This is a genomic window from Nocardiopsis yanglingensis (assembly GCF_045809185.1).
GTDB classification, from domain to species: domain Bacteria; phylum Pseudomonadota; class Gammaproteobacteria; order Xanthomonadales; family Xanthomonadaceae; genus Stenotrophomonas; species Stenotrophomonas yanglingensis.
Genome location: NZ_JBJNRH010000005.1, coordinates 147,803 through 168,318, shown reverse-complemented (window position 1 = coordinate 168,318; position 20,516 = coordinate 147,803). Strand labels below are relative to the sequence as shown.

Genomic DNA, 20,516 nt, shown 5'->3' with positions numbered 1-20,516 from the left:
CAACGGTCGGCATCCACCCCGGTAGGCGCCGGCCGTTGGCCGGCATCAATTCCGGTAGGCGCCGGCCGTTGGCCGGCATCAATTCCGGTGGGTGCCGACCGTTGGTCGGCACACCTTATTCCGCCACCACCCGCGCGCGCAGCGAATTGGTCAGCGCTTCGGTAATCACCACGTCCACGAACTGGCCGATCAACCGTGCCGGCGCCGGGAAGTTCACCGAACGCATGTTCTCGGTCTTGCCGGTCAGCTCGTTCGGGTTCTTGCGCGAGGGCCCTTCCACCAGCACCGTCTGCACGGTGCCGACCATCTTCTCGGAAATGCCGGCGGCATGCGCATTGATGCGCTCCTGCAGGCGCGACAGGCGCGCGTGCTTCTCGGTATCGCTGATCGTGTCCTCCAGATCCGCAGCCGGCGTACCCGGGCGACGCGAATAGATGAAGGAGAAGCTGTGGTCGAAGCCGATGTCTTCGATCAGCTTCATGGTCTTCTCGAAGTCGGCGTCGGTCTCGCCGGGGAAGCCGACGATGAAGTCCGAGCTGATCGAGATGTCCGGGCGCACCGCGCGCAGCTTGCGGATCTTCGACTTGAATTCCAGTGCGGTGTAGCCACGCTTCATGGCCGACAGTACGCGGTCGCTGCCGGCCTGCACCGGCAGGTGCAGGAAGTTGGCCAACTGCGGCACGTCGCGGAACGCATCGATCAGCGAATCGCTGAACTCCAGCGGATGCGAGGTGGTGAAGCGGATGCGGCCGACGCCATCGATCTCGGCGATGGTGCGGATCAGCAGGCCGAGGTCGGCGAATTCGCCGTCCCCATAGGGCCCACGGTAGGCGTTGACGTTCTGGCCGAGCAGGTTGATCTCACGCACGCCCTGTGCAGCCAACTGCGCTACCTCCACCACCACGTCCTCGAACGGGCGGCTGACTTCGGTGCCGCGGGTGTAGGGCACCACGCAGAACGAGCAGTACTTGGAACAGCCTTCCATGATCGAGACGAAGGCCGAAGCGCCTTCGGCGCGCGGCTCGGGCAGGCGGTCGAACTTCTCGATCTCGGGGAAGCTGATGTCCACCTGCGGGCGCTTCTGCTCGCGGCGGGCACGGATCAGCTCCGGCAGGCGGTGCAGGGTCTGCGGTCCGAACACCAGGTCGACGAACGGCGCGCGCTTGATGATCGCTTCGCCTTCCTGCGAGGCAACGCAGCCGCCCACGCCGATGATGACCTCACGGCCCTTGTTCTTCAGGCCCTTCCACACGCCCAGTTGGCTGAATACCTTCTCCTGCGCCTTCTCGCGGATGGAGCAGGTATTGACCAGGATGACGTCGGCGTCGTCCGGGCTGTCGGTCAGTTCCAGCCCATCGCTGGCGGCAAGCACGTCGGCCATCTTGGCCGAGTCGTACTCGTTCATCTGGCAACCGTGGGTCTTGATGTACAGCTTGCCCTTGACCTGGTCGGGCTTGCGCGGACCAGCGGGCAGGGCAACGAGCGGGGTACCGCCCGGCGTGGCGGGCGGAAAGACGTCTGGCGTCCCGGTCATGGCGCTTAATCCATTCGGGTGGCGGGAAAGCGGGCAATTCTACCCGCATCCTGGGGCGTGCGTCGGCTTGGTAGAGCCACGCCATGCCTGGCTGCATTCCGTCCCGCATGCGCTGCGGGCGGGTCATCCACGCATGGCGTGGCTCTACTGGAATTCCGGGTCCGGCTCCCCCCCCGGCGGGCGCTCTTACGCCGCTACCAGCTCCGCATCGATCTGCCGCGAACGCTCGAACGCGGTCATCGCACCGATCCGGGCCACGTAGTCCTTGGTGGCCGGGGCCAGCTGCAGCAGGCCGAAATCGCTGGTCCAGAACAGCGCATTGCCCCACAGCACGTCGGCGGCGCTCATTGTCTCGCCGAGCAGGTACGGGCCCTGCGCCAGCTGGGCCTCGACCACCTGCAGCACGGTCTCGGCGTCGTTGTACGGCGACATCAGGCGCGGCGGTGGCTCGCGGTGCATTGCCTTGTCGATCATCGCCGGCTCGAAACAGGCGCCGTAGAAGGCCATCCAGCGCAGGTAGGGCCCGCGCAGGGCGTCGCCGATCGGCGGGGCCAGCCCGGCTTCCGGATACAGGTCGGCCAGGTACAGATAAATGGCCACCTGTTCGGTTACCAGCGCCCCGTTGTGGACGATGGCCGGCACCTTGCCCATCGGGTTGATGGCCAGGTAGGCCGGGGCCAGGTTGGCGCCAGCCTTCAGGTCCAGCACCTGCATGCGGTAGTCGGCACCCAGCGCTTCGAGCAGGGCCACGGCGCCGCTCGAGCGGGAACGGGCGGCATGGTACAGGGTGATCTGGCGTGAATTCATGGCATTGCTCCTTGCGGTGGGTGGTGAACTGGAGGCCATCCTGAGGCACTATTGCGGACGACTTCTGTCCTCGATCCTTCATGCGCCATACCGCCCATCGACTGCTGCGCCTGATCGCCCTGCTGCAGGCCCGTCGCCAGTGGTCCGGGGCCGAGTTGGCCGAGCGCATGGGCGTGGACCGGCGCAGCATCCGCCGTGACATCGAGCGCCTGCGCGAACTGGGCTATCCGGTGCAGGCCTCATCCGGGGTTGGCGGCGGCTACCAGCTGGGGGCAGGGGCACCGGTCCTGCCGATGCTGCTGGATGAGGAGGAGGCAACGACCCTGGCGATCGCCCTGCGTGCCGCGTCCGCGACCGTCGCCGGCATCGACGACACCGCGCGCGGCCTGTTGTCCAAGCTCGACCCGCTGGTGCCGACCCGTCGCCGCCAGCAGGCCGGCGAGGTGCATGCAGCGACGGCCACCTTGTCCGACCTTCCGTCCACCGACGCGCGCCTGCTCGGACGGCTGGCCCAGCACTGCCGGCAGGCGTCACGGCTGGCCTTCGAATACCGCAGCGCGCAGGAGGCCGTCACCCAGCGCGAGGTCGAGGCGCAGCACCTGGTCAATTACGGGCGGCGTTGGTACCTGCTGGCCTGGGACCTGGGCCGGCAGGACTGGCGCACCCTGCGCGTGGACCGGATGGGCGCGGTACGCGAATGCGCCGAGCCGGGCCTGCATCGCCGCACGCCAGCGCCGCCGGATGTGATGGTGCGGCAGGCGGTCAGCCAGGCCCCGTTCGCGCTGCAGGCCATCGTCCGCCTGGCCGGCAGCCGTGCAGAGCTGGAAGGCCGCATTCCGCCCTGGTGCGGGGTGCTGGAGGCGGATGGCGCCGAGCACTGCCTGCTGCGCATGGGGGCCGAGAGCCGGGGCATGATGCTGGCGCAGATCCTCAGCCTGGACCGCGTGCCGGTGGCGCTGTGGACCACGCCGCCGGGCCTGCGCGACGAACTGGCCCAGCGCCTGGCCGGGCTGGGCCGGGTGCTGGCTGTGCCGCCGGTCACAGGCTGAGCCACATCGCTTGGCAAGCCCCGGCGAAGCTGGGACACTCGCCGCCATGAAGGGGATACTGGGGACAACGGCGATCATCATCGCTGCGCTGACCGCTGCGCCGGCCAGCGCCGGAACCCTGTACAAGTGCCAGGGCCCTGACGGCGTCACCAGTTATGTGAGCAAGCGGGTGGCGGGTGCGCGCTGCAGCACCATCAGCTACAGCCGCGACACCCGTCCGGCACCGCGCCCGGTGGTGGCCGCGCCCAGGCCGGCGCCGACCACGGTGGCCAGCATCGAACGCAACCCGGTTGCCGTTGCCGCCAGCGCCGCCACGCCGGCAACGGTCGCGCCTGCGCCTGCTGCAGCCGCGCCAGCAGCTGCTCCGGCACAGCCGGTCGCCTCGCGCGCCGGACGCATGGTCAGCGGCCAGGTCTATTCCTTCATGAAGGACGGCGTGCGCCACTACACCAGTGCGCGCCCGACCCAGGTCGCCAACCTCGGCCCGGTGCGGACCATCCGCTACAGCTTCATGGAGCGCTGCTACGCGTGCGGGATCAATCCACGCGTGGACTTCGGCACCGTGCGCCTGAACACCTCGGCCTTCCAGACCGAGATCACCTCGGCCGCGCGCGAGTTCGGCGTGGAAGAGGCGGTGGTGCGGGCCATCATCCATGCCGAGTCGGCCTACAACCCGACCGCGCTCAGCCGCGCGGGTGCGCAGGGCCTGATGCAGCTGATGCCGCCAACCGCCGCGCGCTTCGGTGTCAGTGACTCCTACGATGCCGGGCAGAACATCCGCGGCGGCGTACAGTATCTTGCGTGGTTGTTGAAGCGCTTCAATGGCGATCTGACCCTTGCCGCAGCTGGCTACAACGCTGGCGAAGGCGCGGTCGACCGCCACGGTGGCGTGCCGCCCTACAGCGAAACCCAATACTACGTGCGGCGGGTCGGGCAGCTGGCCGAGCGTTACCGCACCGCCCTGAGTCACCAGTAGGTGCCGTTAACTGGTGGGTGCCGACCGTTGGTCGGCACTCCTTGGACAGGTAGGTGCCGACTGTCAGTCGGCACGCATCTGAAAGAGTTGTTGCAATGCGTTGTGTGGCGCGCGACGGTTCCGCTACACTCGACCGTGATTCAATGCGGCTCTGGCCCCCACCGGATCCGCTGGCAGCCTTAAAGCTACCTAATCAATATCGGAGTGCCGGATGGCCAACGATGGGGTACACGATCCAGTCAACACCGGACGTCGGCGTTTTCTTTCTGCCACCACAGCCGTGGTGGGCGCCGTCGGCGTCGGATTCACCGCAGTTCCTTTCATCAAATCCTGGAACCCCAGTGCCCGTGCCAAGCTTGCCGGCGCACCGGTGGTGGCCGACATCAGCGCCCTGCAGGAAGGCCAACGCCTGATCGTGGAATGGCGTGGCCAGCCGATCTGGATCGTCAAGCGGTCCAAGGCGATCCTCGATGCGCTGCATGGGCTGGACGGCCGTCTCAAGGACCCCGAGTCCGGCGAGAAGGACCAGCAGCCGGAGTACGTGCTGAAGCAGAACCCCGAGCTGCGCTCGATCAAGCCGGATATTTCCGTGCTGGTCGGCCTGTGCACGCACCTGGGCTGCTCGCCGGAAATGGTCGCCGAGATCCGGCCCGAGCCCTACGACCCGCAGTGGAAGGGCGGCTACTTCTGCCCCTGCCACAAGTCGCGCTTCGACATGTCCGGCCGCGTCTTCAAGGACGTGCCGGCGCCGATCAACCTGAAGGTGCCCGCGCACCACTACCAGGACGACAACACCATCATCATCGGTGTTGATCCGCAGGGGGCTGCCTGATGGCCAATATCCTCAGCCGTACCGCCAGCGGCGTGGCCGACTGGGTCAACGCCCGCGCGCCGGGCCTGATGCCGGTGTACCGCAAGCACGTCAGCGAGTACTACGCGCCGAAGAATTTCAACATCTGGTACTACTTCGGCTCGCTGGCGCTGCTGGTGCTGGTCAACCAGATCGTCACCGGCATCTTCCTGACGATGCACTACAAGACCAACGCCGCCGAGGCGTTCGGCTCCATCGAATACATCATGCGTGATGTGGAGTGGGGCTGGCTGATCCGCTACATGCACTCCACCGGTGCCTCGCTGTTCTTCATCGTGGTCTACCTGCACATGTTCCGCGGCCTGCTGTACGGCAGCTACCAGAAGCCGCGCGAGCTGGTGTGGATCCTGGGCATGCTGATCTACCTGGTGCTGATGGCCGAAGCCTTCATGGGCTACGTGCTGCCGTGGGGCCAGATGTCGTTCTGGGGCGCGAAGGTGATCATCTCGCTGTTCGGCGCGATACCGGTGATCGGCAACGGCCTGACCGAATGGATCATGGGCGACTACCTGCCCAGTGACGCCACGCTCAACCGCTTCTTCGCGCTGCACGTCATCGCACTGCCGCTGGTGCTGCTGTTGCTGGTGGTGCTGCACCTGGGCGCGCTGCACGAAGTGGGGTCGAACAACCCGGACGGTGTGGAGATCAAGAAGGGGCCGAAGGGCAACCGCTGGTCGCCGAACGCACCGGCCGACGGCATTCCGTTCCACCCGTACTACACGCTCAAGGATGGTGTCGGCGCCGGCTTCCTGCTGATCATCGCCGCCTTCATCATCTTCTTCGCGCCCGGTTTCGGCGGCCTGTTCCTGGAGCACGACAACTTCACCGAGGCCAACCGCCTGGTGACCCCGGAGCACATCAAGCCGGTCTGGTACTACACGCCGTACTACGCGATGTTGCGCGTGGTGCCGAACAAGCTGGGCGGCGTGCTGGTGATGTTCTCGGCCATCGCCATCCTGTTCCTGGTGCCGTGGCTGGACAAGGCGAAGGTGAAATCGGTGCGCTACCGCGGCTGGATCTCGAAGGTGATGCTGGGCGTGCTGGCGGTGTGCTTCGTGTGGCTGGGCGTGATTGGTTCCGGCCCGGGTACCGACGTGCACGAGACGTACATCGGGCGGGTGCTGACCTTCCTGTACTTCGCGTTCTTCATCACCATGCCGCTATGGACAAGGTTGGACAGGACCAAGCCGGTACCGGAGAGGGTGACCACCCATGACTGAACGCTGGATGGTCCGGCTGGCCCTGACGGCCGCCCTGATGCTGGGCAGTTTCCTGGCTTCCGCCGCCGAAGGCGGCACCAAGCTGCTGCAGGCCGGCAACGACCTCGGTGACCGCGCCTCGCTGCAGCGCGGCGCGCAGCTGTACATGAACTACTGCTCCGGCTGCCATGCGCTGAAGTACCTGCGCTATTCGCGGATGGCGCAGGACCTGGGCCTGACCGAGGAAGAGGTGATGAACAACCTCAACTTCACCGGCTCGGCGATCGGCGACCCGATCCCGGTGGCGATGCCCAAGGAGAATGCCGAGAAGTGGTTCGGCAAGATGCCACCGGACCTCAGCCTGATTGCGCGTGTGCGCGGCAGTGACTGGGTCTACACCTACCTCAAGTCGTTCTACCTGGACAGCAGCCGGCCGCTGGGCTGGAACAACGCGTTGTTCGCCAACGCCTCCATGCCCAACCCGCTGTGGGAGATGCAGGGCCTGCAGCATGCCGTGCATGGCAAACCGGAGGCGCCGGGCATGGATCCGCCGGTGACCGGTCTGCGCCTGGAAACGCCAGGCAACGTCGATGCCGGACAGTACGACCAGGCAGTGCGGGACATCACCAATTTCCTCGAATATGCCGGCGAACCGGCCGCGCTCAAGCGCCAGCAGCTGGGCGTGTGGGTGATCCTGTTCCTGGCCCTGCTGACCTTCCTGCTGTACCTGTTGAAGAAGGAATACTGGAAGGACGTTCACTGAATCTGCCCCCGGCCATCGCACGGGCCTATTGGCTTTTGTGATGGTCGGTTGCACACTCGGGGAGGAGTCGATCGCTGGCACGGTGCCGGCGGCGCCGATGCGGCAGGCGGTCTCCTGTCGTGGGAGAGCCTTTGATGGCGGCGAGCGTACGCATGCGCAATACACTGACGCTGTTTTCCTCGAACGACGATGTACTGTGCCACCGTGTACGCCTGGTGCTGGCGGCCAAGGGGGTCACCTTCGACTTCGTTCCGGTCGATCCGCAGAACCCGCCTGAAGACCTGATCGATCTCAATCCGTACCACTCGGTTCCGACCCTGGTCGAGCGCGAGCTGGTGCTGTACGCCGCGTCGGTGGTCAGCGAATACCTGGACGAACGCTACCCGCATCCGCCGCTGATGCCGGTCGATCCGCTGTCGCGTGCGCGCATCCGCCTGGCCATGCTGCGCATCGAGCACGACTGGGTGCCGCAGGTGCAGGCCATCCAGCTGGGTAACAAGACCCAGGCCGAAGCAGGGCGCAAGCGCCTGAAGGAACTGCTGACCGCCTCGCTGCCGCTGTTCAAGGCCAGCAAGTTCTTCCTCAACCCGGAGATGAGCCTGGCCGACTGCGCGATGGCGCCGATCATCTGGCGCCTGCAGTCGCTGGATGTGCCGCTGCCGAAGGACGGCAAGGCGATTGAAGACTACGGCAACCGCATCTTCCGCCATCCGGGTTTTGTCCGCAGCCTGACCGACCAGGAAAAGAAGCTGCGCGATCTGCCGGGCTGATCCCGCCTTGCTTTACCCGTCTGCACGCCGACCGGCGTGCAGGCGATCTGCCCCGGCAGGGCGCCGGGCGCGTACACTTCACGCATGACCGAAGACTTCTTCCACATGACCAGCCACCGCCCGTACCTGCTGCGGGCGCTGGTGGAATGGATCAACGACAACCAGCTGACCCCGCACATCCTGGTCGACGCCGGCGTCCCCGGCGTGCAGGTGCCGCCTTCGGCGGTCAAGGATGGCCGGGTGGTGCTCAACATCGCCGAACGTGCTGTCGTGCGGCTGATGATCGACAACGAGATGGTGAGCTTCTCGGCGCGCTTCTCCGGTACCAGCTATCCGGTGCAGGTACCGATCAGCGCCGTGCTGGCCGTCTACGCCCGCGAGACCGGGCAGGGCATGGCGCTGCCGGATGACATTCCGGGCAGCGAAACCGCACCGACCAGCGACGAACTGCTGCATGAGGAAGGCACGCCGCCGGACGATACGCCGCCGGCCAGTCCGCCGCCGAAGGGCCGCCCGAACCTGCGCGTGGTCAAGTAATGTTTCCGACGCCGCCCCGATAGGCGGCGTTTTCCTTTGCAGGATTTACCGGTGGGTGCCGACCGTTGGTCGGCACACCTTCAGCCCTTACACATCCTCGGCATCCTCCACGTCCGGCCGGATCTGGCTGATCCGCGCCGCGCCCGGGCCAGTGAATGAGATCAGCTGGTCGCCACGCAGCACCATGCGGCCCACGTGGCGATCGATGCCATCGTAGGAATACTCGAACTTGAACGTGCGCTCGAAACCGAGCCGTCCATCCTCGCCACGCGACAGCCGCAGGCCGGTAGCGTGCACCGCCTGGTCCAGCCATTGCACATCGGCAGCGCGACAGGCATTGCGCCCCAGCTCGACCGCGCGCTCGGCGGCCGAACGTGCGGCGTTCCAGAAGAAGTAGATGATTCCGCCGGCAATCAGCAACAGCAGCAGGGTGGGCATGGCGTCAGCCGTCAGAGGTCGATCCGGCAAAGATGGCGGCGAACGCGCGCTGGATCAAGCGCTGCATTCACCGCTGTGGTTGTGGTTCGCCAGACACCGGCTGCGCGGGCACGATGACCGGTTGCGGTGCCGGGGCGGGCTGCATCGGCGTCGCAGTGGGCGAGGGCATCACCAGCGGTGATGTGGCGGTCAACTGCAGCAGCGCTGCCCAGTCCTGCCGGTTGAAGCTGCATTCGTCCTCGCGGCCCGGCGTGCAGCTGGGGTCGATGCCGGTGCTGTTGCGCTCGCGTGCCGGAGGCAGCTTGATCAGCCCCGTACGATCCAGCTGCAGCAACCGCATCGCCACGGTGTTCATCACGTTGCCACCGACCAGGTATAGGGTCTGGTCGCCCCCCAGGTTGGCGGCCACCACTACTTCGCAATGCGATTTCCAGTGGCCCACCGAGCCGTTGCCCAGTGCCTGCACCAGCCCGCTGTAGCTGAGCGTGGTACTGCGGTCGCGCAGGAAGCACAGCAGGTCGCCCGGTGCGGGTTTTGCGGTCGCGGGATCGACCAGCCGGTACGGCACGCCCGAGGGGCCGCCCTGGTACGCGGCGCGGATGTAGTCGATGTGGCGTGGCGACGTGTTGAAGCCGGGAACGCCGGACTGCACCATCACCCAGGAAATGAAGGCGGCCGACCACGGGTTGTCGACCAGGAAGGCGCGGCAGTCACTGTCGGTGTAGCGCGTGCCCAGCGGTGCCAGGCAGCTGCTGGCGCCTGCGATGCTGCCCATCGCGTTGAGGGTGCCGCTGTTGCGCCAGTAGCCTGCCACGCGCTGCCAGGCGATCAGGCCGTTGTCGGCCAGGTGATCGCTTTCGGCCTCGGTGACACTGAGGCTGGCGGCGCGGCCATCGCGATCGATGAAGGGCCGGTACCAGAGCCGGTGCTCGTTGCAGGCAGTGTTGCGGATGGCCACCGCCAATGGGCTCAGGCCGAAACGCGGTGGTACATCGCAGGCTTCGGCGGCCGCTGCGGACAAGGGGGCTGCCGCGAGCAGCAGACAGGAAGGCAAGAGCATCCGGCGCATGCGCGGCTCCTGTGGGGGATGCCCGCAGCGTCGCAGAGGACGCCGTGGCCGAGCCGTGAAGGCGAACGGATCCTGTAGGGCCGAGCCTATGCTCGGCTCATTGTCTGGAGCGCGTGTGGGGCTCGCTGCAGATCGAGAAGCCGCCGAGCGCAGGCTCGGCTCTACAAGGTCTTGCAGGCCTCAGCCCGGCGGCGGGCCCAGCTTCAGCGACAGATCAATCGCCTGCACGTGCTTGGTCAGGCCGCCAATGGAGATGCAGTCCACGCCGTCCTCGGCGATCGAACGCAGGCCGCCCAGGCCCACGCTGCCGGATACTTCCAGCGGGATGCGTCCTGCCGTGATACGCACTGCCTCGCGGCGCAGGTCCGGGCTGAAGTCATCCAGCAGGATGCGTTCGCAACCGGCTTCGAGCGCCTGGCGCAGCTGCGCCAGATCCTCCACCTCGACCACCAGCGGCAGCGCGGGCCACTGCCGGCGTGCGCCCGCCACGGCGGCGGCCAGTGAACCGGCAGCGCGGATGTGGTTTTCCTTCAGCATCACCGTGTCGTACAGGCCGAAACGATGGTTCTCGCCACCGCCGCAGCGCACCGCGTACTTCTGCGCCAGGCGCAGGCCGGGCAGGGTCTTGCGGGTGTCGAGGATGCGCGTGCCGGTACCGGCCACGGCCGCCACGTAACGGGCGGTGGTCGTGGCGGTGCCGGACAGCGTCTGCAGGAAGTTCAGCGAGGTGCGTTCGGCGCTGACCAGGCTGCGGCTGCGCCCGTGCAGCAGGGCCAGCACGGTGCCTGCGGTGACCGCGTCGCCTTCGGAAACCTGCCAGTCGATGCGCACGTCCGGGTCGAGCGCGCGGTGGGTGGCATCGAACCAGGGGCGGCCGGCAATCACCCCGTCCTGCTTGCAAAGCAGGTAAGCGCTGTCGGCCTGGTCGGGCAGCAGGGCGGCGGTGACATCACCGCTGCCCAGGTCCTCGGCCAGAGCACGCGCGACATCGGCGGCGACAACGGCCGCATCCGGCGTCGGCAGCGTGCTCATGCGGTCGGGAAGTCGGCGATCTGGGCGGTGGGAATGGCTTCTTCGGCCAGCAGCACCGGGATGCCGTCGTCGACGCGGAATACCTGCTTGCGGTCGCGGGTGATCAGCGCTTCGCGCAGCGGCTGCGCCAGCGGATTGCCATCAGCCTTGTTCACCGCGCCGGCGGAAATGGCCTTGTTGAGGGCTTCCAGGCCCTTGCCATCCAGCAGGGACAGGGGCTGGCGGGTGTCCGGCGACACCAGCAGGTCGAGCAGCTTGCGATCCATGGTTCTTCGTCTTGCGTGGAAGATGGCTAGAATACGTCTTTAAGGCAGGTGACGGCCAATGACCCCCAACCCGATCGCGCCGCTTGTCGGCATCGTCATGGGTTCCCGTTCCGACTGGGAAACCATGCAGCACGCCGCCCAGAAGCTTGAAGCCCTGGGTGTTCCGTTCGAAGTGAAGGTGGTGTCCGCGCATCGGACGCCGGATGTATTGTTCAGTTACGCCGAGCAGGCGGGCCCGCGAGGCCTGCGCGCGATCATCGCCGGTGCCGGCGGGGCCGCCCATCTGCCGGGCATGATCGCCGCCAAGACCGCCGTGCCGGTGCTGGGCGTGCCGGTGCAGTCCAAGGCCCTGAACGGCATGGATTCGCTGCTGTCGATCGTGCAGATGCCGGCCGGGATTCCGGTTGCCACCTTCGCCATCGGCAATGCCGGTGCCTCCAACGCCGCGCTGTTCGCCGCCGCGATGCTGGCCAGCGACCAGCCGGCGATCGGCCAGGCGCTCGACGCTTTCCGTGCGCGCCAGACCGAAGACGTGATGGCCCACGACGATCCGCGCCAATGAGCCTGACCGTCGGCATCCTGGGCGGCGGCCAGCTCGCCCGCATGATGGTTCTGGCCGGTGCGCCGCTGGGATTGCGCTTCGAACTGTACGACCCGGCAGCTGACGCCTGCAGCGGCCCGCTGGCGCCGCTCACCGTCGGTGCTTTCGATGACCGCCAGGCGCTGTCGGATTTCGCCGCCAAGGTCGACGTGGTCACCTTCGATTTCGAGAACGTGCCCGCCGACAGTGCCCAGTTCCTGGCCGACCGCGTGCCGGTCTATCCGCCGCCGGCTGCGCTGGCGGTGGCCCAGGACAGGTTGAGCGAAAAGACCCTGTTCCAGCAGCTGGGCATTCCGTTGCCGGCCTTCGCTGACATCCGCAGCCGTGACGAGTTGGCTGCGAAGGCCGCCGAGTTCGGCCTGCCGTGCATCCTGAAGACCCGCCGCCTCGGCTACGATGGCAAGGGCCAGTTCCGCCTGCGCAGCGAAGCCGACATCGACGCCGCGTGGGATGCACTGGGTGCGCAGGTCGAGCGTACCGGCCTGATCCTGGAGGGCTTCGTGGCCTTCCAGCGCGAGGTCAGCGTGGTCGCCGTGCGCGGCCGCGATGGCAGCTTCGAGGCCTGGCCGGTCACTGGTAACTGGCATGTCGACGGCGTGCTGTCGGCCAGCGTGGCCCCGGCCGTGCTGGCCGACGCCGAGCAGCAGGCCGCGATCGGCTATGCCCGCCGCGTCGCCGAGCACCTGCAGTACGTCGGCGTGTTCGCGCTGGAGCTGTTCTGCCGCGATGGCGAGCTGTTGGCCAACGAGATGGCGCCGCGCGTGCACAACTCCGGCCACTGGACCATCGAAGGCAGCGAGACCTCGCAGTTCGAGAACCACCTGCGCGCCGTGCTGGGCCTGCCACTGGGCAGCACCCGCATGCTCGGCCATGCCTGCATGCTGAACTGGCTGGGCGCGATGCCGGACCCCGCGCCGGTGCTGGCTCAGGCCAGTGGCCATTGGCACGACTATGGCAAGGAGCCGCGTGAGGGCCGCAAGGTCGGTCATGCCACGCTGCGCGATGATGCTGCTGATGCACTGGCCGATGCGCTGGACCAGGTGGGTCTGGAGCTGGGTCGCCAGGCCCAGGTAGCGCCGGCGGTACACGCGCTGCGCAACCGCTGAACCCGGTAGTGCCGGCCGCTGGCCGGCAATGCAACGATGTGGCGCGCCGGTGCAGGCATCGGTGCAACACTCCCGGTGGTAGCGTGGAGCTCCTTTCACAGGAGTCACGACCATGCTCGACTGGAATGCCTACCGCAAGGAACTGAAGGGCCGCATCGGCGAGATCGGCAAGCTCTCGCCGGACACGGTCAAGGGCTACGCCACCCTGGCCAACGCCGGGGCCCAGACCAATCATCTTGATGCCAAGACCCGCGAACTGATCGCACTGGCGGTGGCGGTCACCACCCGCTGCGACGGCTGCATCACCGTGCACGTGGATGCGGCGCTGAAGCATGGCGCCAGCCGCGAGGAAATCGCCGAGGCGCTGGGTGTGGCGGTGTCGCTCAATGCCGGCGCGGCGCTGGTGTATTCGGCGCGGGTCATGGACGCGGTGGCCGCGCATGAGAGCGCGTGAAGCTTCATCTGTAGAGCCGAGCCCATGCTCGGCTGCTGTCCGGCCAGCCGAGCATGGGCTCGGCTCTACAGGGGGTCAGCGCAGCTGGCTCTCGGCGAATTCCCAGTTGACCATCTGCCAGAACGCGTCCAGATACCGGGCGCGATCATTCTGGTAGTCGGTGTAGTAGGCGTGTTCCCAGACGTCGCAGCACAGCAGTGGCGTGCTTTCACCGGTCAGTGGCGTGCCGGCATTGCGGGTGGCCTGTAGGCCCAGCTGCCCGCCAGGATGCTGCACCAGCCATACCCAGCCGGAGCCAAACAGGCCCAGCGCGGTGCGGTTGAACTCCTCGCGCAGGCGCTGCACGTCGCCGAACTGGCGCTTGACCAGCTCGCCCAGCCGCCCCTGCGGCTCACCGCCGCCGCGCGGACGCAGGCACTGCCAGTAGAAGCCGTGATTCCAGGCCTGGGCGGCCGCATCGAACAGCGTGCCCTGGGCATGGCGGACGATCTCCTCCAGCGACGCTTCCTCCCATTCGGTGCCGACGATGCCGGCATTGACCGCATCCACGTAGGCGCGGTGATGGCGGCCGTGGTGCAGTTCCACGGTCTGTGCGGACAGGTGCGGCTGCAGGGAGCCGGGAAGGTAGGGCAGGGCAGGCAATTCGACAGGCATGGACAGGTTCGTGGCCAGAGGGGCGGCGGCAGCCGGTTCCATCGGCTTACAATGGCGGCTACCGTGGGCAGTCTAGCCGACCACCGCGGTCGGTTTGTCCGGCGAAGCAAGGAGTGAGGTTGTGGCGGTAATGCAGCAAATCCAGGCCGAGGTCGATCGTTACCCGCTCGTGCTGTTCATGAAGGGCACCCCGCAATACCCGATGTGCGGCTTCTCAAGCCGCGCCGTACAGGCGTTGATGGCGGCCGGCGCTGTCACCCTGCGCACCGTCAACGTGCTGGAAGAACCCGAGATCCGCGCCAACCTGCCGCGATTCTCCAACCTGCCGACGTTCCCGCAACTGTTCATCAACGGTGAGTTGATCGGCGGCTGCGACATCGTGCTGGAGCTGTTCGAAGCCGGCGAGCTCAAGCGCATCGTCGAAGAGGCAACACAGGGATGAGTGCCTGGCCATCGACGTCACCGACCGACGGGGCGCTCGATGGCCGCCCGTTGCAGGATCGCGTTGTGCTGATTGCCGGCGCCGGTGGCGGATTGGGTAGTGCTGCGGCTGTTGCCGCCGCCGCCGCCGGGGCCACCGTGGTCCTGCTGGGCCGCAAGCCGCGCCGCCTGGACCGTGTCTACGCCCAGGTCCAGGCCGTTGGCCCGGAGCCGCTGCTGTATCCGCTGGATCTGGAAGGCGCTAGCCCGGATGACTACGCCGAACTGGCCCAGGCCCTGCAGCGCGAGCTCGGGCGGCTGGACGGCCTGCTGGTCTGTGCCGCCCATTTCCCGGGCCTGACCCCGTTTGAACTGGCCGACCCGGCCAGCTTCGCCCGTGCCATCCATGTCACCCTGACTGCGCCCGCCTGGTTGGCCCAGGCTTGCCTGCCGCTGCTGCGGCAGCGCGAAGACGCAGCGCTGGTGTTTGCAGCGGATGCACCCGAACGGGTCGGGCAGGCTTACTGGGGCGGTTACGGCGTGGCCCAGCATGGCCTGCGTGGCCTGATCGCCAGCCTGCACGACGAACTCGGCCGCAGCCCGGTACGGGTCAGTGGCCTGTACCCCGGCCCGCTGCGCACGGCCCTGCGGGCCCGGGCCTACTCGGTAGACCAGGACCCGGCCGCCCAGGGTCCGGAGGCCGCCGCTGCTGCGGCCGTGACCCTGCTGTCCAGCGCAGGGCATGCCTGGCGGGGCAGGATTCTTGATGCCAGCGAGGCACCCCAGGCTGGGTGAGGCCCGGGGAAAGGCGGGGTGAAGAACCCGTCACGATTGCGTTGCGATCCGGTGCCGTTTGTCGCACAACCGTCACATTGATGGCGTAGCGTGTTAATCTAGTGTTAACCGTTATGGCTGCCTTCAGCCAAGCGGTAGGGAACCCCAGATAACTCTCCGACCAGCCACCCGCAGGGCTGTTTGGATGCGCTTTTTTTCCGCCATCGCCAACTCGCATCGAGGCTACCGAAAAATGACCCACCCACTCCGGATGTCCAAGCTTACCCTTGGTCTCGTGGCCGCACTCGCCGCCGCTCCCGCCTTCGCCCAGAGCAGCACCTCCGCCGGTGTCGGCGGCCAGGTGATGTCCGCCGCAGGCCAGCCGGTCGCCGGCGCCGAAGTCACCATCACCCACACCGAGTCGGGCACCGTTTCGCGTGCCACCACCGACGCGGCGGGTCGTTACAACGCGCGCGGCCTGCGCGTGGGTGGTCCGTACACCATCACCATCACCAAGTCCGGTGAAGGCACCAAGACCGAGGAGGGTGTCTACCTGAACCTGAACCAGGTCAACACCGTCAACGCCAACCTCGGCGGTGACCTGGCTGCTACCAACCTGGACGCCGTGAACGTTGTCGCCACCGCCGGCGGCCTGGACCTGTTCAGCGCCAACAAGATGGGCACCGGCACCAACGTGACCCGCGAAACGATGGATGCGCTGCCGTCGGCCAGCCGCAACATCCAGGACTACATCCGTCTGGACCCGCGCATCTCGCAGGTCAGCAAGGCTGACGGCGCGATCTCGGCCGGTGGCCAGAACACCCGTTACAACGCCATCCGCATCGACGGCATCAGCGCCTCCGATCCGTTCGGCCTGGGCTCCAACAACCTGCCGACCGAGCGTCAGCCGGTGTCGATGGACGCCATCCAGGAAATCAACATCGACCTGGCCAACTACGACACCACCATTTCCGGTGGTACCGGTGCGGTGATCAACGCCGTCACCAAGTCGGGTACCAATGAATTCCACGGCACCATCTATGGTTCCTACCGCGACAAGGACATGGTCCGTTCGCGTCTGGAAGGTGACAAGCAGGACTTCAACGGCTTCAAGGACGAGAAGACCTACGGCATGACCTTCGGCGGCCCGATCGTCAAGGACAAGCTGTTCTTCTTCACCAACTATGAAAAGTATGAGCGCGCAGCCGCTGGCGTCGCCCTGAGCGACACGCCGATCGGCCGTGGCACCATCACCCAGCAGCAGATCACCGATGTCCAGAACTTCCTGGGCAAGCTGGGCTACGACCCGGGCAGCCTGTCGGCGCCGAACAGCAAGACCGAGATCGAAGAGTACGCGGTCAAGCTGGACTGGAACATCAACGAGAACCACCGTGCGGCCCTGCGCTACAACAAGATGGAGCAGAACGTCGTTCGCTTCCCGCAGGTCAGCAGCAGCGCCATCTCGCTGAGCAACTTCTGGTACCAGCAGCCGACCGAATACGAAACCTGGATGGGTGAACTGTTCAGTGACTGGTCCGAGAACTTCTCGACCGAGTTCAAGGTCTCGCACAAGGATTACTCGGCCAACCGCGTTCCGCTGGTCGACATGCCGCAGATCCGCATCAAGTCGGGCAATGACTCGCTGTACGTCGGTACCGAGCAGAACACCCACGTCAACATCGTCGAGTCGAAGGAACTGAGCGCCTTCGGTGCTGGTACCTGGTACATCGGTGACCACACCGTCAAGTTCGGTTTCGATTACTCGAAGAACGAGCTGATGAACTTCTACGGCCGCAACCTCAACGGCGTGTACGAGTTCAACAGCGTCAACGACTTCCTGGCAGGCAAGGCCTCGCGCTACCAGCTGCGCGCGCCGCGCGCCGATGGCAGCCGCAGTGACATCCCGGCCGACTTCACCCTGAAGAACACCGGCGTGTTCATCCAGGACACCTGGGCGATCAACTACAACCTGAACCTGATGTTCGGCGTGCGTATCGACATGCCTGACTTCAGCACCCAGCGCCTGTACAACCCGCGCATCGAGCAGCTGTACGGCTTCAACAATACCAAGCTGGTGGACAAGAACCTGGTGCAGCCGCGCGTCGGTTTCAACTACACCTTCGACAGCGAGCGCCCGACCCAGCTGCGCGGTGGCGTGGGTCTGTTCGGCGGCGCCGCCCCGAACGTGTGGCTGGCAGGTGCCTACCAGAACACCGGCCTGAACTACATCGAGTACGACGAGCGCAGCATCCCGGCCGGTGCCTTCACTCCGGATGGCCAGAACCCGTACATCCCGGCCGGTGGCCCGGCTTCGGCCCGTCAGAACGTCGACATCATCGCGCCGGGCACCCGCCTGCCGTCGGTGTGGAAGGCCAACCTGGCGTTCGACCATGAGCTGCCGTGGTACGGCATCGTGGCGTCGGCCGAACTGCTGTTCACCAAGGTCAAGGACGGCATCTACTTCGACCGCCTGGACGTGTCGGCCCCGACCGCTACCGGCCAGGACGGCCGTGCGATCTACTGGAATGATGCGGGCCGCAACTCGGCCAATACCCGTATCGACAAGGGTGTCGACTACGGCATCTCCACCGGTACCAAGAATGCGACTGACCGTGCCAACCGTCCGACCGACATCGGCGATGTGCTGGTCCTGCGCAACACCGACAAGGGCCGCGGCACCCAGGCCACCTTCTCGCTGGCCAAGCCGCTGACCGAGAACTGGGGCTGGTCGCTGGGTTACACCTACACCAAGTCGACCGAAGTCAGCCCGCTGTCCAGCTCGCAGAACACCTCGAACTGGAACAACACGCTGATCTTCAACGCCAACGAGAACGTCGCCTACAACTCGCGCTACGCGATGAAGGACCGTATCACCGGCACCCTGGAGTGGAAGCACAACTTCTTCGGTGACAACGCCACCCGCGTCGGCCTGTTCTACGAAGGCCGTTCGGGCCGTCCGTACAGCTACATCTTCTACAACGATGCCAACGGCGACGGTGCGACCACCAACGACCTGTTCTACGTGCCGAAGGGCCCGGGCGACGTGAAGTTCACCGGCGGCGCCACGATGGAGAAGGCGTTCTTCGACTGGCTGGCGCAGAACCCGGAACTCGATGCCTACCGTGGCAGCGTGGTCCCGGCGAACTCGCACCGCGCTTCGTGGGTCAACAGCTTCGACGTCCGTGTCAGCCAGGAATTCCCGGGCTTCATGAAGGGTCACAAGGGTGAAGTCGCCCTGGACATCATGAATGTCGGCAACCTGCTGAACAAGAAGTGGGGCCTGATCGACGACTACGGCTTCTACTCGACCCGTCGCGTGGCCAACTACGCGGGTATCGATCCGGCCACCGGCAAGTACGTGTACTCGTTCACTGGCTCGACCGACAACGCGCAGGTGCAGGAAAACAACAACGACAAGGGCAACACCGCCGTGTCGCGTTGGTCGATGCAGCTGACCCTGAAGTACAAGTTCTGATCCGTCAGAGCCTGAAGCAGTAAGTGAAAACGGCCGGGGAAACCCGGCCGTTTTCCGTTCAGGCGAAAGTTCTTGCAGGCCATCGGGCATCGGCGTAGCATCCAGAAATGTGCGCGGTGCCAACGCCGCCGATGCGGTCCCGGAAAGGCGAACGCGGGAAGCACACATCCAACGGTCGGGCTTCCCGGCCGTTTTGCTTTTTAAGGGGGCGGCAGTACAGTCGGAAACCTTGAAGGAAGCGAAAAATTGGACATGACCACGAACGAAAAATCAGCCCGTGCACTGCCGGTGCAGGATGCGCGGATCTACCCGCGCGGTGGGCTGGATGTGCTGTCGCGGGCCGAAGTGGCGCGCCTGCGCGATGCATCTGCCGGCGGCATGCACGAACTGCTGCGCCGCTGCGCGCTGGCGGTGCTGACCAGCGGCAGCGCCTCTGACGATCCGCGCGCGGCGCGCGATCTGTATCCCGATTTCGACATCCAGGTGGCGCAGCAGGATCGCGGCGTGCGCATCGATCTGGTCAACGCACCGGCGATGGCCTTCGTCGATGGCGAGATCATCCGCGGCGTCGCCGAACTGCTGTTCGCAGTGGTGCGCGACCTGGCCTACATGGCCATCGAGATGGGCCCGGCCTACGCGGCCGAGCTGGAATCGTCCGAAGGCATCACCAACGCGGTATTCGGCCTGCTGCGCAACGCGCGCATCCTCAACCCGGGCGACCCGAACCTGGTGGTGTGCTGGGGCGGCCACTCGATCTCGCGCGACGAATACCTGTACACCAAGCAGGTGGGCTACGAGCTGGGCCTGCGCGGCCTGGACATCTGCACCGGCTGCGGCCCGGGCGCGATGAAGGGCCCGATGAAGGGTGCCACCATTGCCCACGCCAAGCAGCGCCGTACCGTGACGCGCTACATCGGCCTGACCGAGCCGGGCATCATCGCCGCCGAGTCGCCGAACCCGATCGTCAACCACCTGGTGATCATGCCGGACATCGAGAAGCGCCTTGAGGCCTTCGTCCGCATCGGTCACGGCATCATCGTGTTTGCTGGTGGCGTCGGCACCGCCGAAGAGATCCTGTACCTGCTCGGCATCCTGCTGCGCGAGGAGAACAAGGACCTGCCGTTCCCGCTGATCCTGACCGGCCCGACCGTCGCGGCGCCGTATTTCGAGCAGATCGATCGCTTCATCCGCCTGACCCTGGGTGATGAGGCCGCCGAGCGCTACGAGATCATCATCGGTGACCCGGTGGCGGTGGCCAAGAAGATGGCCAACGGCATCAAGCGCGTGCGCGAGCACCGCCTGGCGCAGAAGGATTCGTTCTTCTTCAACTGGTCGATCGAGATTCCGTGGGAGTACCAGCAGCCGTTCGTGCCGACCCACGAGGCGATGGCAGCGCTGGACCTGCACCACGGGCGTGCGCCGCACGCGCTGGCTGCCGACCTGCGCCGGGCGTTCTCGGGCATCGTGGCCGGCAACGTGAAGGAAGACGGCATGCGCCGCATCGAGCAGTTCGGCCCGTTCCAGATCCATGGCGACCCGGACATGATGCAGGCGCTGGATGCGCTGTTGCGCGCCTTCGTCGAGCAGCGCCGGATGAAGATCTCCGGCGAATACCAGCCCTGCTACCAGGTGCTGGCCTGAGCCTGCGCCGGCGCGATGGGGATCGCGCCGGCACCGGCAGGGGAGGGCGGGTCGTCAAGCCTTTGACGCCCGTCGCCCCG

The 20,516-nt window shown here is 66.3% G+C and carries 21 protein-coding genes; 14 read left to right on the top strand and 7 right to left on the bottom strand.

Annotation, left to right across the window (positions count from 1 at the left end):
* Positions 1-115: 115 nt before the first annotated feature.
* Both miaB and ACJ7C5_RS09820 read right to left on the bottom strand, forming a co-directional pair.
* A complete protein-coding gene (gene miaB / locus ACJ7C5_RS09825; RefSeq protein ID WP_412703769.1) occupies positions 116-1,534 on the bottom strand; it encodes a tRNA (N6-isopentenyl adenosine(37)-C2)-methylthiotransferase MiaB in 1,419 nt (472 codons plus the stop codon).
* 186 nt (positions 1,535-1,720) lie between these two features.
* Positions 1,721-2,341, bottom strand: a complete 621-nt coding sequence (locus ACJ7C5_RS09820) for a glutathione S-transferase family protein (RefSeq protein ID WP_313300275.1) — start codon at positions 2,339-2,341, stop codon at positions 1,721-1,723.
* An 80-nt stretch (positions 2,342-2,421) separates the two neighbouring features.
* Here ACJ7C5_RS09820 and ACJ7C5_RS09815 point away from each other — a divergent pair, with 80 nt between their 5' ends.
* The 7 genes from ACJ7C5_RS09815 to ACJ7C5_RS09785 all read left to right on the top strand — a co-directional run bounded on the left by ACJ7C5_RS09815 (position 2,422) and on the right by ACJ7C5_RS09785 (position 8,506).
* A complete protein-coding gene (locus ACJ7C5_RS09815; protein ID WP_097049171.1) occupies positions 2,422-3,390 on the top strand; it encodes a helix-turn-helix transcriptional regulator in 969 nt (322 codons plus the stop codon).
* Positions 3,391-3,436: 46 nt separating this feature from the next.
* The gene (locus tag ACJ7C5_RS09810; protein ID WP_412703768.1) at positions 3,437-4,366 is read left to right on the top strand and encodes a lytic transglycosylase domain-containing protein; all 930 of its coding nucleotides are present in this window, start codon (positions 3,437-3,439) and stop codon (positions 4,364-4,366) included.
* Positions 4,367-4,577: 211 nt separating this feature from the next.
* Complete coding sequence (petA, locus tag ACJ7C5_RS09805; RefSeq protein WP_010486121.1) at positions 4,578-5,198, top strand: ubiquinol-cytochrome c reductase iron-sulfur subunit; 621 nt, start codon at positions 4,578-4,580, stop codon at positions 5,196-5,198.
* Positions 5,198-6,457 (top strand): cytochrome b, encoded by a 1,260-nt coding sequence (locus ACJ7C5_RS09800; protein ID WP_032128877.1) that lies wholly within the window; start codon positions 5,198-5,200, stop codon positions 6,455-6,457. The genes petA and ACJ7C5_RS09800 overlap by 1 nt, the downstream gene beginning before the upstream one ends.
* A complete protein-coding gene (locus ACJ7C5_RS09795; RefSeq protein ID WP_032128878.1) occupies positions 6,450-7,199 on the top strand; it encodes a cytochrome c1 in 750 nt (249 codons plus the stop codon). Before ACJ7C5_RS09800 ends, ACJ7C5_RS09795 begins: the two co-directional genes overlap by 8 nt.
* Before the next feature lie 152 nt (positions 7,200-7,351).
* Complete coding sequence (locus ACJ7C5_RS09790; RefSeq protein WP_412703767.1) at positions 7,352-7,969, top strand: glutathione S-transferase N-terminal domain-containing protein; 618 nt, start codon at positions 7,352-7,354, stop codon at positions 7,967-7,969.
* Between the two features lie 84 nt (positions 7,970-8,053).
* Positions 8,054-8,506 carry a ClpXP protease specificity-enhancing factor gene (locus ACJ7C5_RS09785; protein WP_019659028.1) on the top strand — a complete coding sequence of 151 codons (453 nt, stop codon included), beginning with the start codon at positions 8,054-8,056 and terminating at the stop codon, positions 8,504-8,506.
* Positions 8,507-8,593: 87 nt separating this feature from the next.
* Here the strand turns inward: ACJ7C5_RS09785 and ACJ7C5_RS09780 are convergent, their stop codons facing one another.
* The 4 genes from ACJ7C5_RS09780 to ACJ7C5_RS09765 all read right to left on the bottom strand — a co-directional run bounded on the left by ACJ7C5_RS09780 (position 8,594) and on the right by ACJ7C5_RS09765 (position 11,311).
* Positions 8,594-8,944, bottom strand: a complete 351-nt coding sequence (locus ACJ7C5_RS09780) for a DUF3301 domain-containing protein (RefSeq protein ID WP_005415950.1) — start codon at positions 8,942-8,944, stop codon at positions 8,594-8,596.
* Positions 8,945-9,011: 67 nt separating this feature from the next.
* The gene (locus tag ACJ7C5_RS09775; protein WP_412703766.1) at positions 9,012-10,013 is read right to left on the bottom strand and encodes a DUF2272 domain-containing protein; all 1,002 of its coding nucleotides are present in this window, start codon (positions 10,011-10,013) and stop codon (positions 9,012-9,014) included.
* A 180-nt stretch (positions 10,014-10,193) separates the two neighbouring features.
* The gene (gene nadC, locus ACJ7C5_RS09770; RefSeq protein WP_135966272.1) at positions 10,194-11,045 is read right to left on the bottom strand and encodes a carboxylating nicotinate-nucleotide diphosphorylase; all 852 of its coding nucleotides are present in this window, start codon (positions 11,043-11,045) and stop codon (positions 10,194-10,196) included.
* Complete coding sequence (locus ACJ7C5_RS09765) at positions 11,042-11,311, bottom strand: Trm112 family protein (RefSeq protein WP_164117305.1); 270 nt, start codon at positions 11,309-11,311, stop codon at positions 11,042-11,044. Before ACJ7C5_RS09765 ends, nadC begins: the two co-directional genes overlap by 4 nt.
* Before the next feature lie 58 nt (positions 11,312-11,369).
* Between ACJ7C5_RS09765 and purE the strand changes: the two genes are divergently transcribed.
* The 3 genes from purE to ACJ7C5_RS09750 all read left to right on the top strand — a co-directional run bounded on the left by purE (position 11,370) and on the right by ACJ7C5_RS09750 (position 13,472).
* The gene (gene purE, locus ACJ7C5_RS09760) at positions 11,370-11,873 is read left to right on the top strand and encodes a 5-(carboxyamino)imidazole ribonucleotide mutase (RefSeq protein ID WP_005412808.1); all 504 of its coding nucleotides are present in this window, start codon (positions 11,370-11,372) and stop codon (positions 11,871-11,873) included.
* Positions 11,870-13,018, top strand: coding sequence for a 5-(carboxyamino)imidazole ribonucleotide synthase (locus ACJ7C5_RS09755; RefSeq protein WP_412703765.1), 1,149 nt, complete (start codon positions 11,870-11,872; stop codon positions 13,016-13,018). The genes purE and ACJ7C5_RS09755 overlap by 4 nt, the downstream gene beginning before the upstream one ends.
* A gap of 112 nt (positions 13,019-13,130) precedes the next feature.
* Entirely contained in the window at positions 13,131-13,472 is a 342-nt protein-coding gene (locus ACJ7C5_RS09750; protein ID WP_004152082.1) for a carboxymuconolactone decarboxylase family protein, read from the top strand.
* A gap of 75 nt (positions 13,473-13,547) precedes the next feature.
* Here the strand turns inward: ACJ7C5_RS09750 and ACJ7C5_RS09745 are convergent, their stop codons facing one another.
* Positions 13,548-14,126 (bottom strand): superoxide dismutase, encoded by a 579-nt coding sequence (locus ACJ7C5_RS09745; protein ID WP_088028296.1) that lies wholly within the window; start codon positions 14,124-14,126, stop codon positions 13,548-13,550.
* A gap of 130 nt (positions 14,127-14,256) precedes the next feature.
* Between ACJ7C5_RS09745 and grxD the strand changes: the two genes are divergently transcribed.
* The 4 genes from grxD to ppnN all read left to right on the top strand — a co-directional run bounded on the left by grxD (position 14,257) and on the right by ppnN (position 20,436).
* A complete protein-coding gene (gene grxD / locus ACJ7C5_RS09740; protein ID WP_012479674.1) occupies positions 14,257-14,568 on the top strand; it encodes a Grx4 family monothiol glutaredoxin in 312 nt (103 codons plus the stop codon).
* The gene (locus ACJ7C5_RS09735) at positions 14,565-15,341 is read left to right on the top strand and encodes an SDR family NAD(P)-dependent oxidoreductase (RefSeq protein ID WP_412703764.1); all 777 of its coding nucleotides are present in this window, start codon (positions 14,565-14,567) and stop codon (positions 15,339-15,341) included. Before grxD ends, ACJ7C5_RS09735 begins: the two co-directional genes overlap by 4 nt.
* Positions 15,342-15,573: 232 nt before the next feature.
* Positions 15,574-18,795, top strand: a complete 3,222-nt coding sequence (locus ACJ7C5_RS09730; protein ID WP_412703763.1) for a TonB-dependent receptor — start codon at positions 15,574-15,576, stop codon at positions 18,793-18,795.
* 252 nt (positions 18,796-19,047) lie between these two features.
* Positions 19,048-20,436 carry a nucleotide 5'-monophosphate nucleosidase PpnN gene (ppnN, locus tag ACJ7C5_RS09725; RefSeq protein WP_014036604.1) on the top strand — a complete coding sequence of 463 codons (1,389 nt, stop codon included), beginning with the start codon at positions 19,048-19,050 and terminating at the stop codon, positions 20,434-20,436.
* Positions 20,437-20,516: the final 80 nt, after the last annotated feature.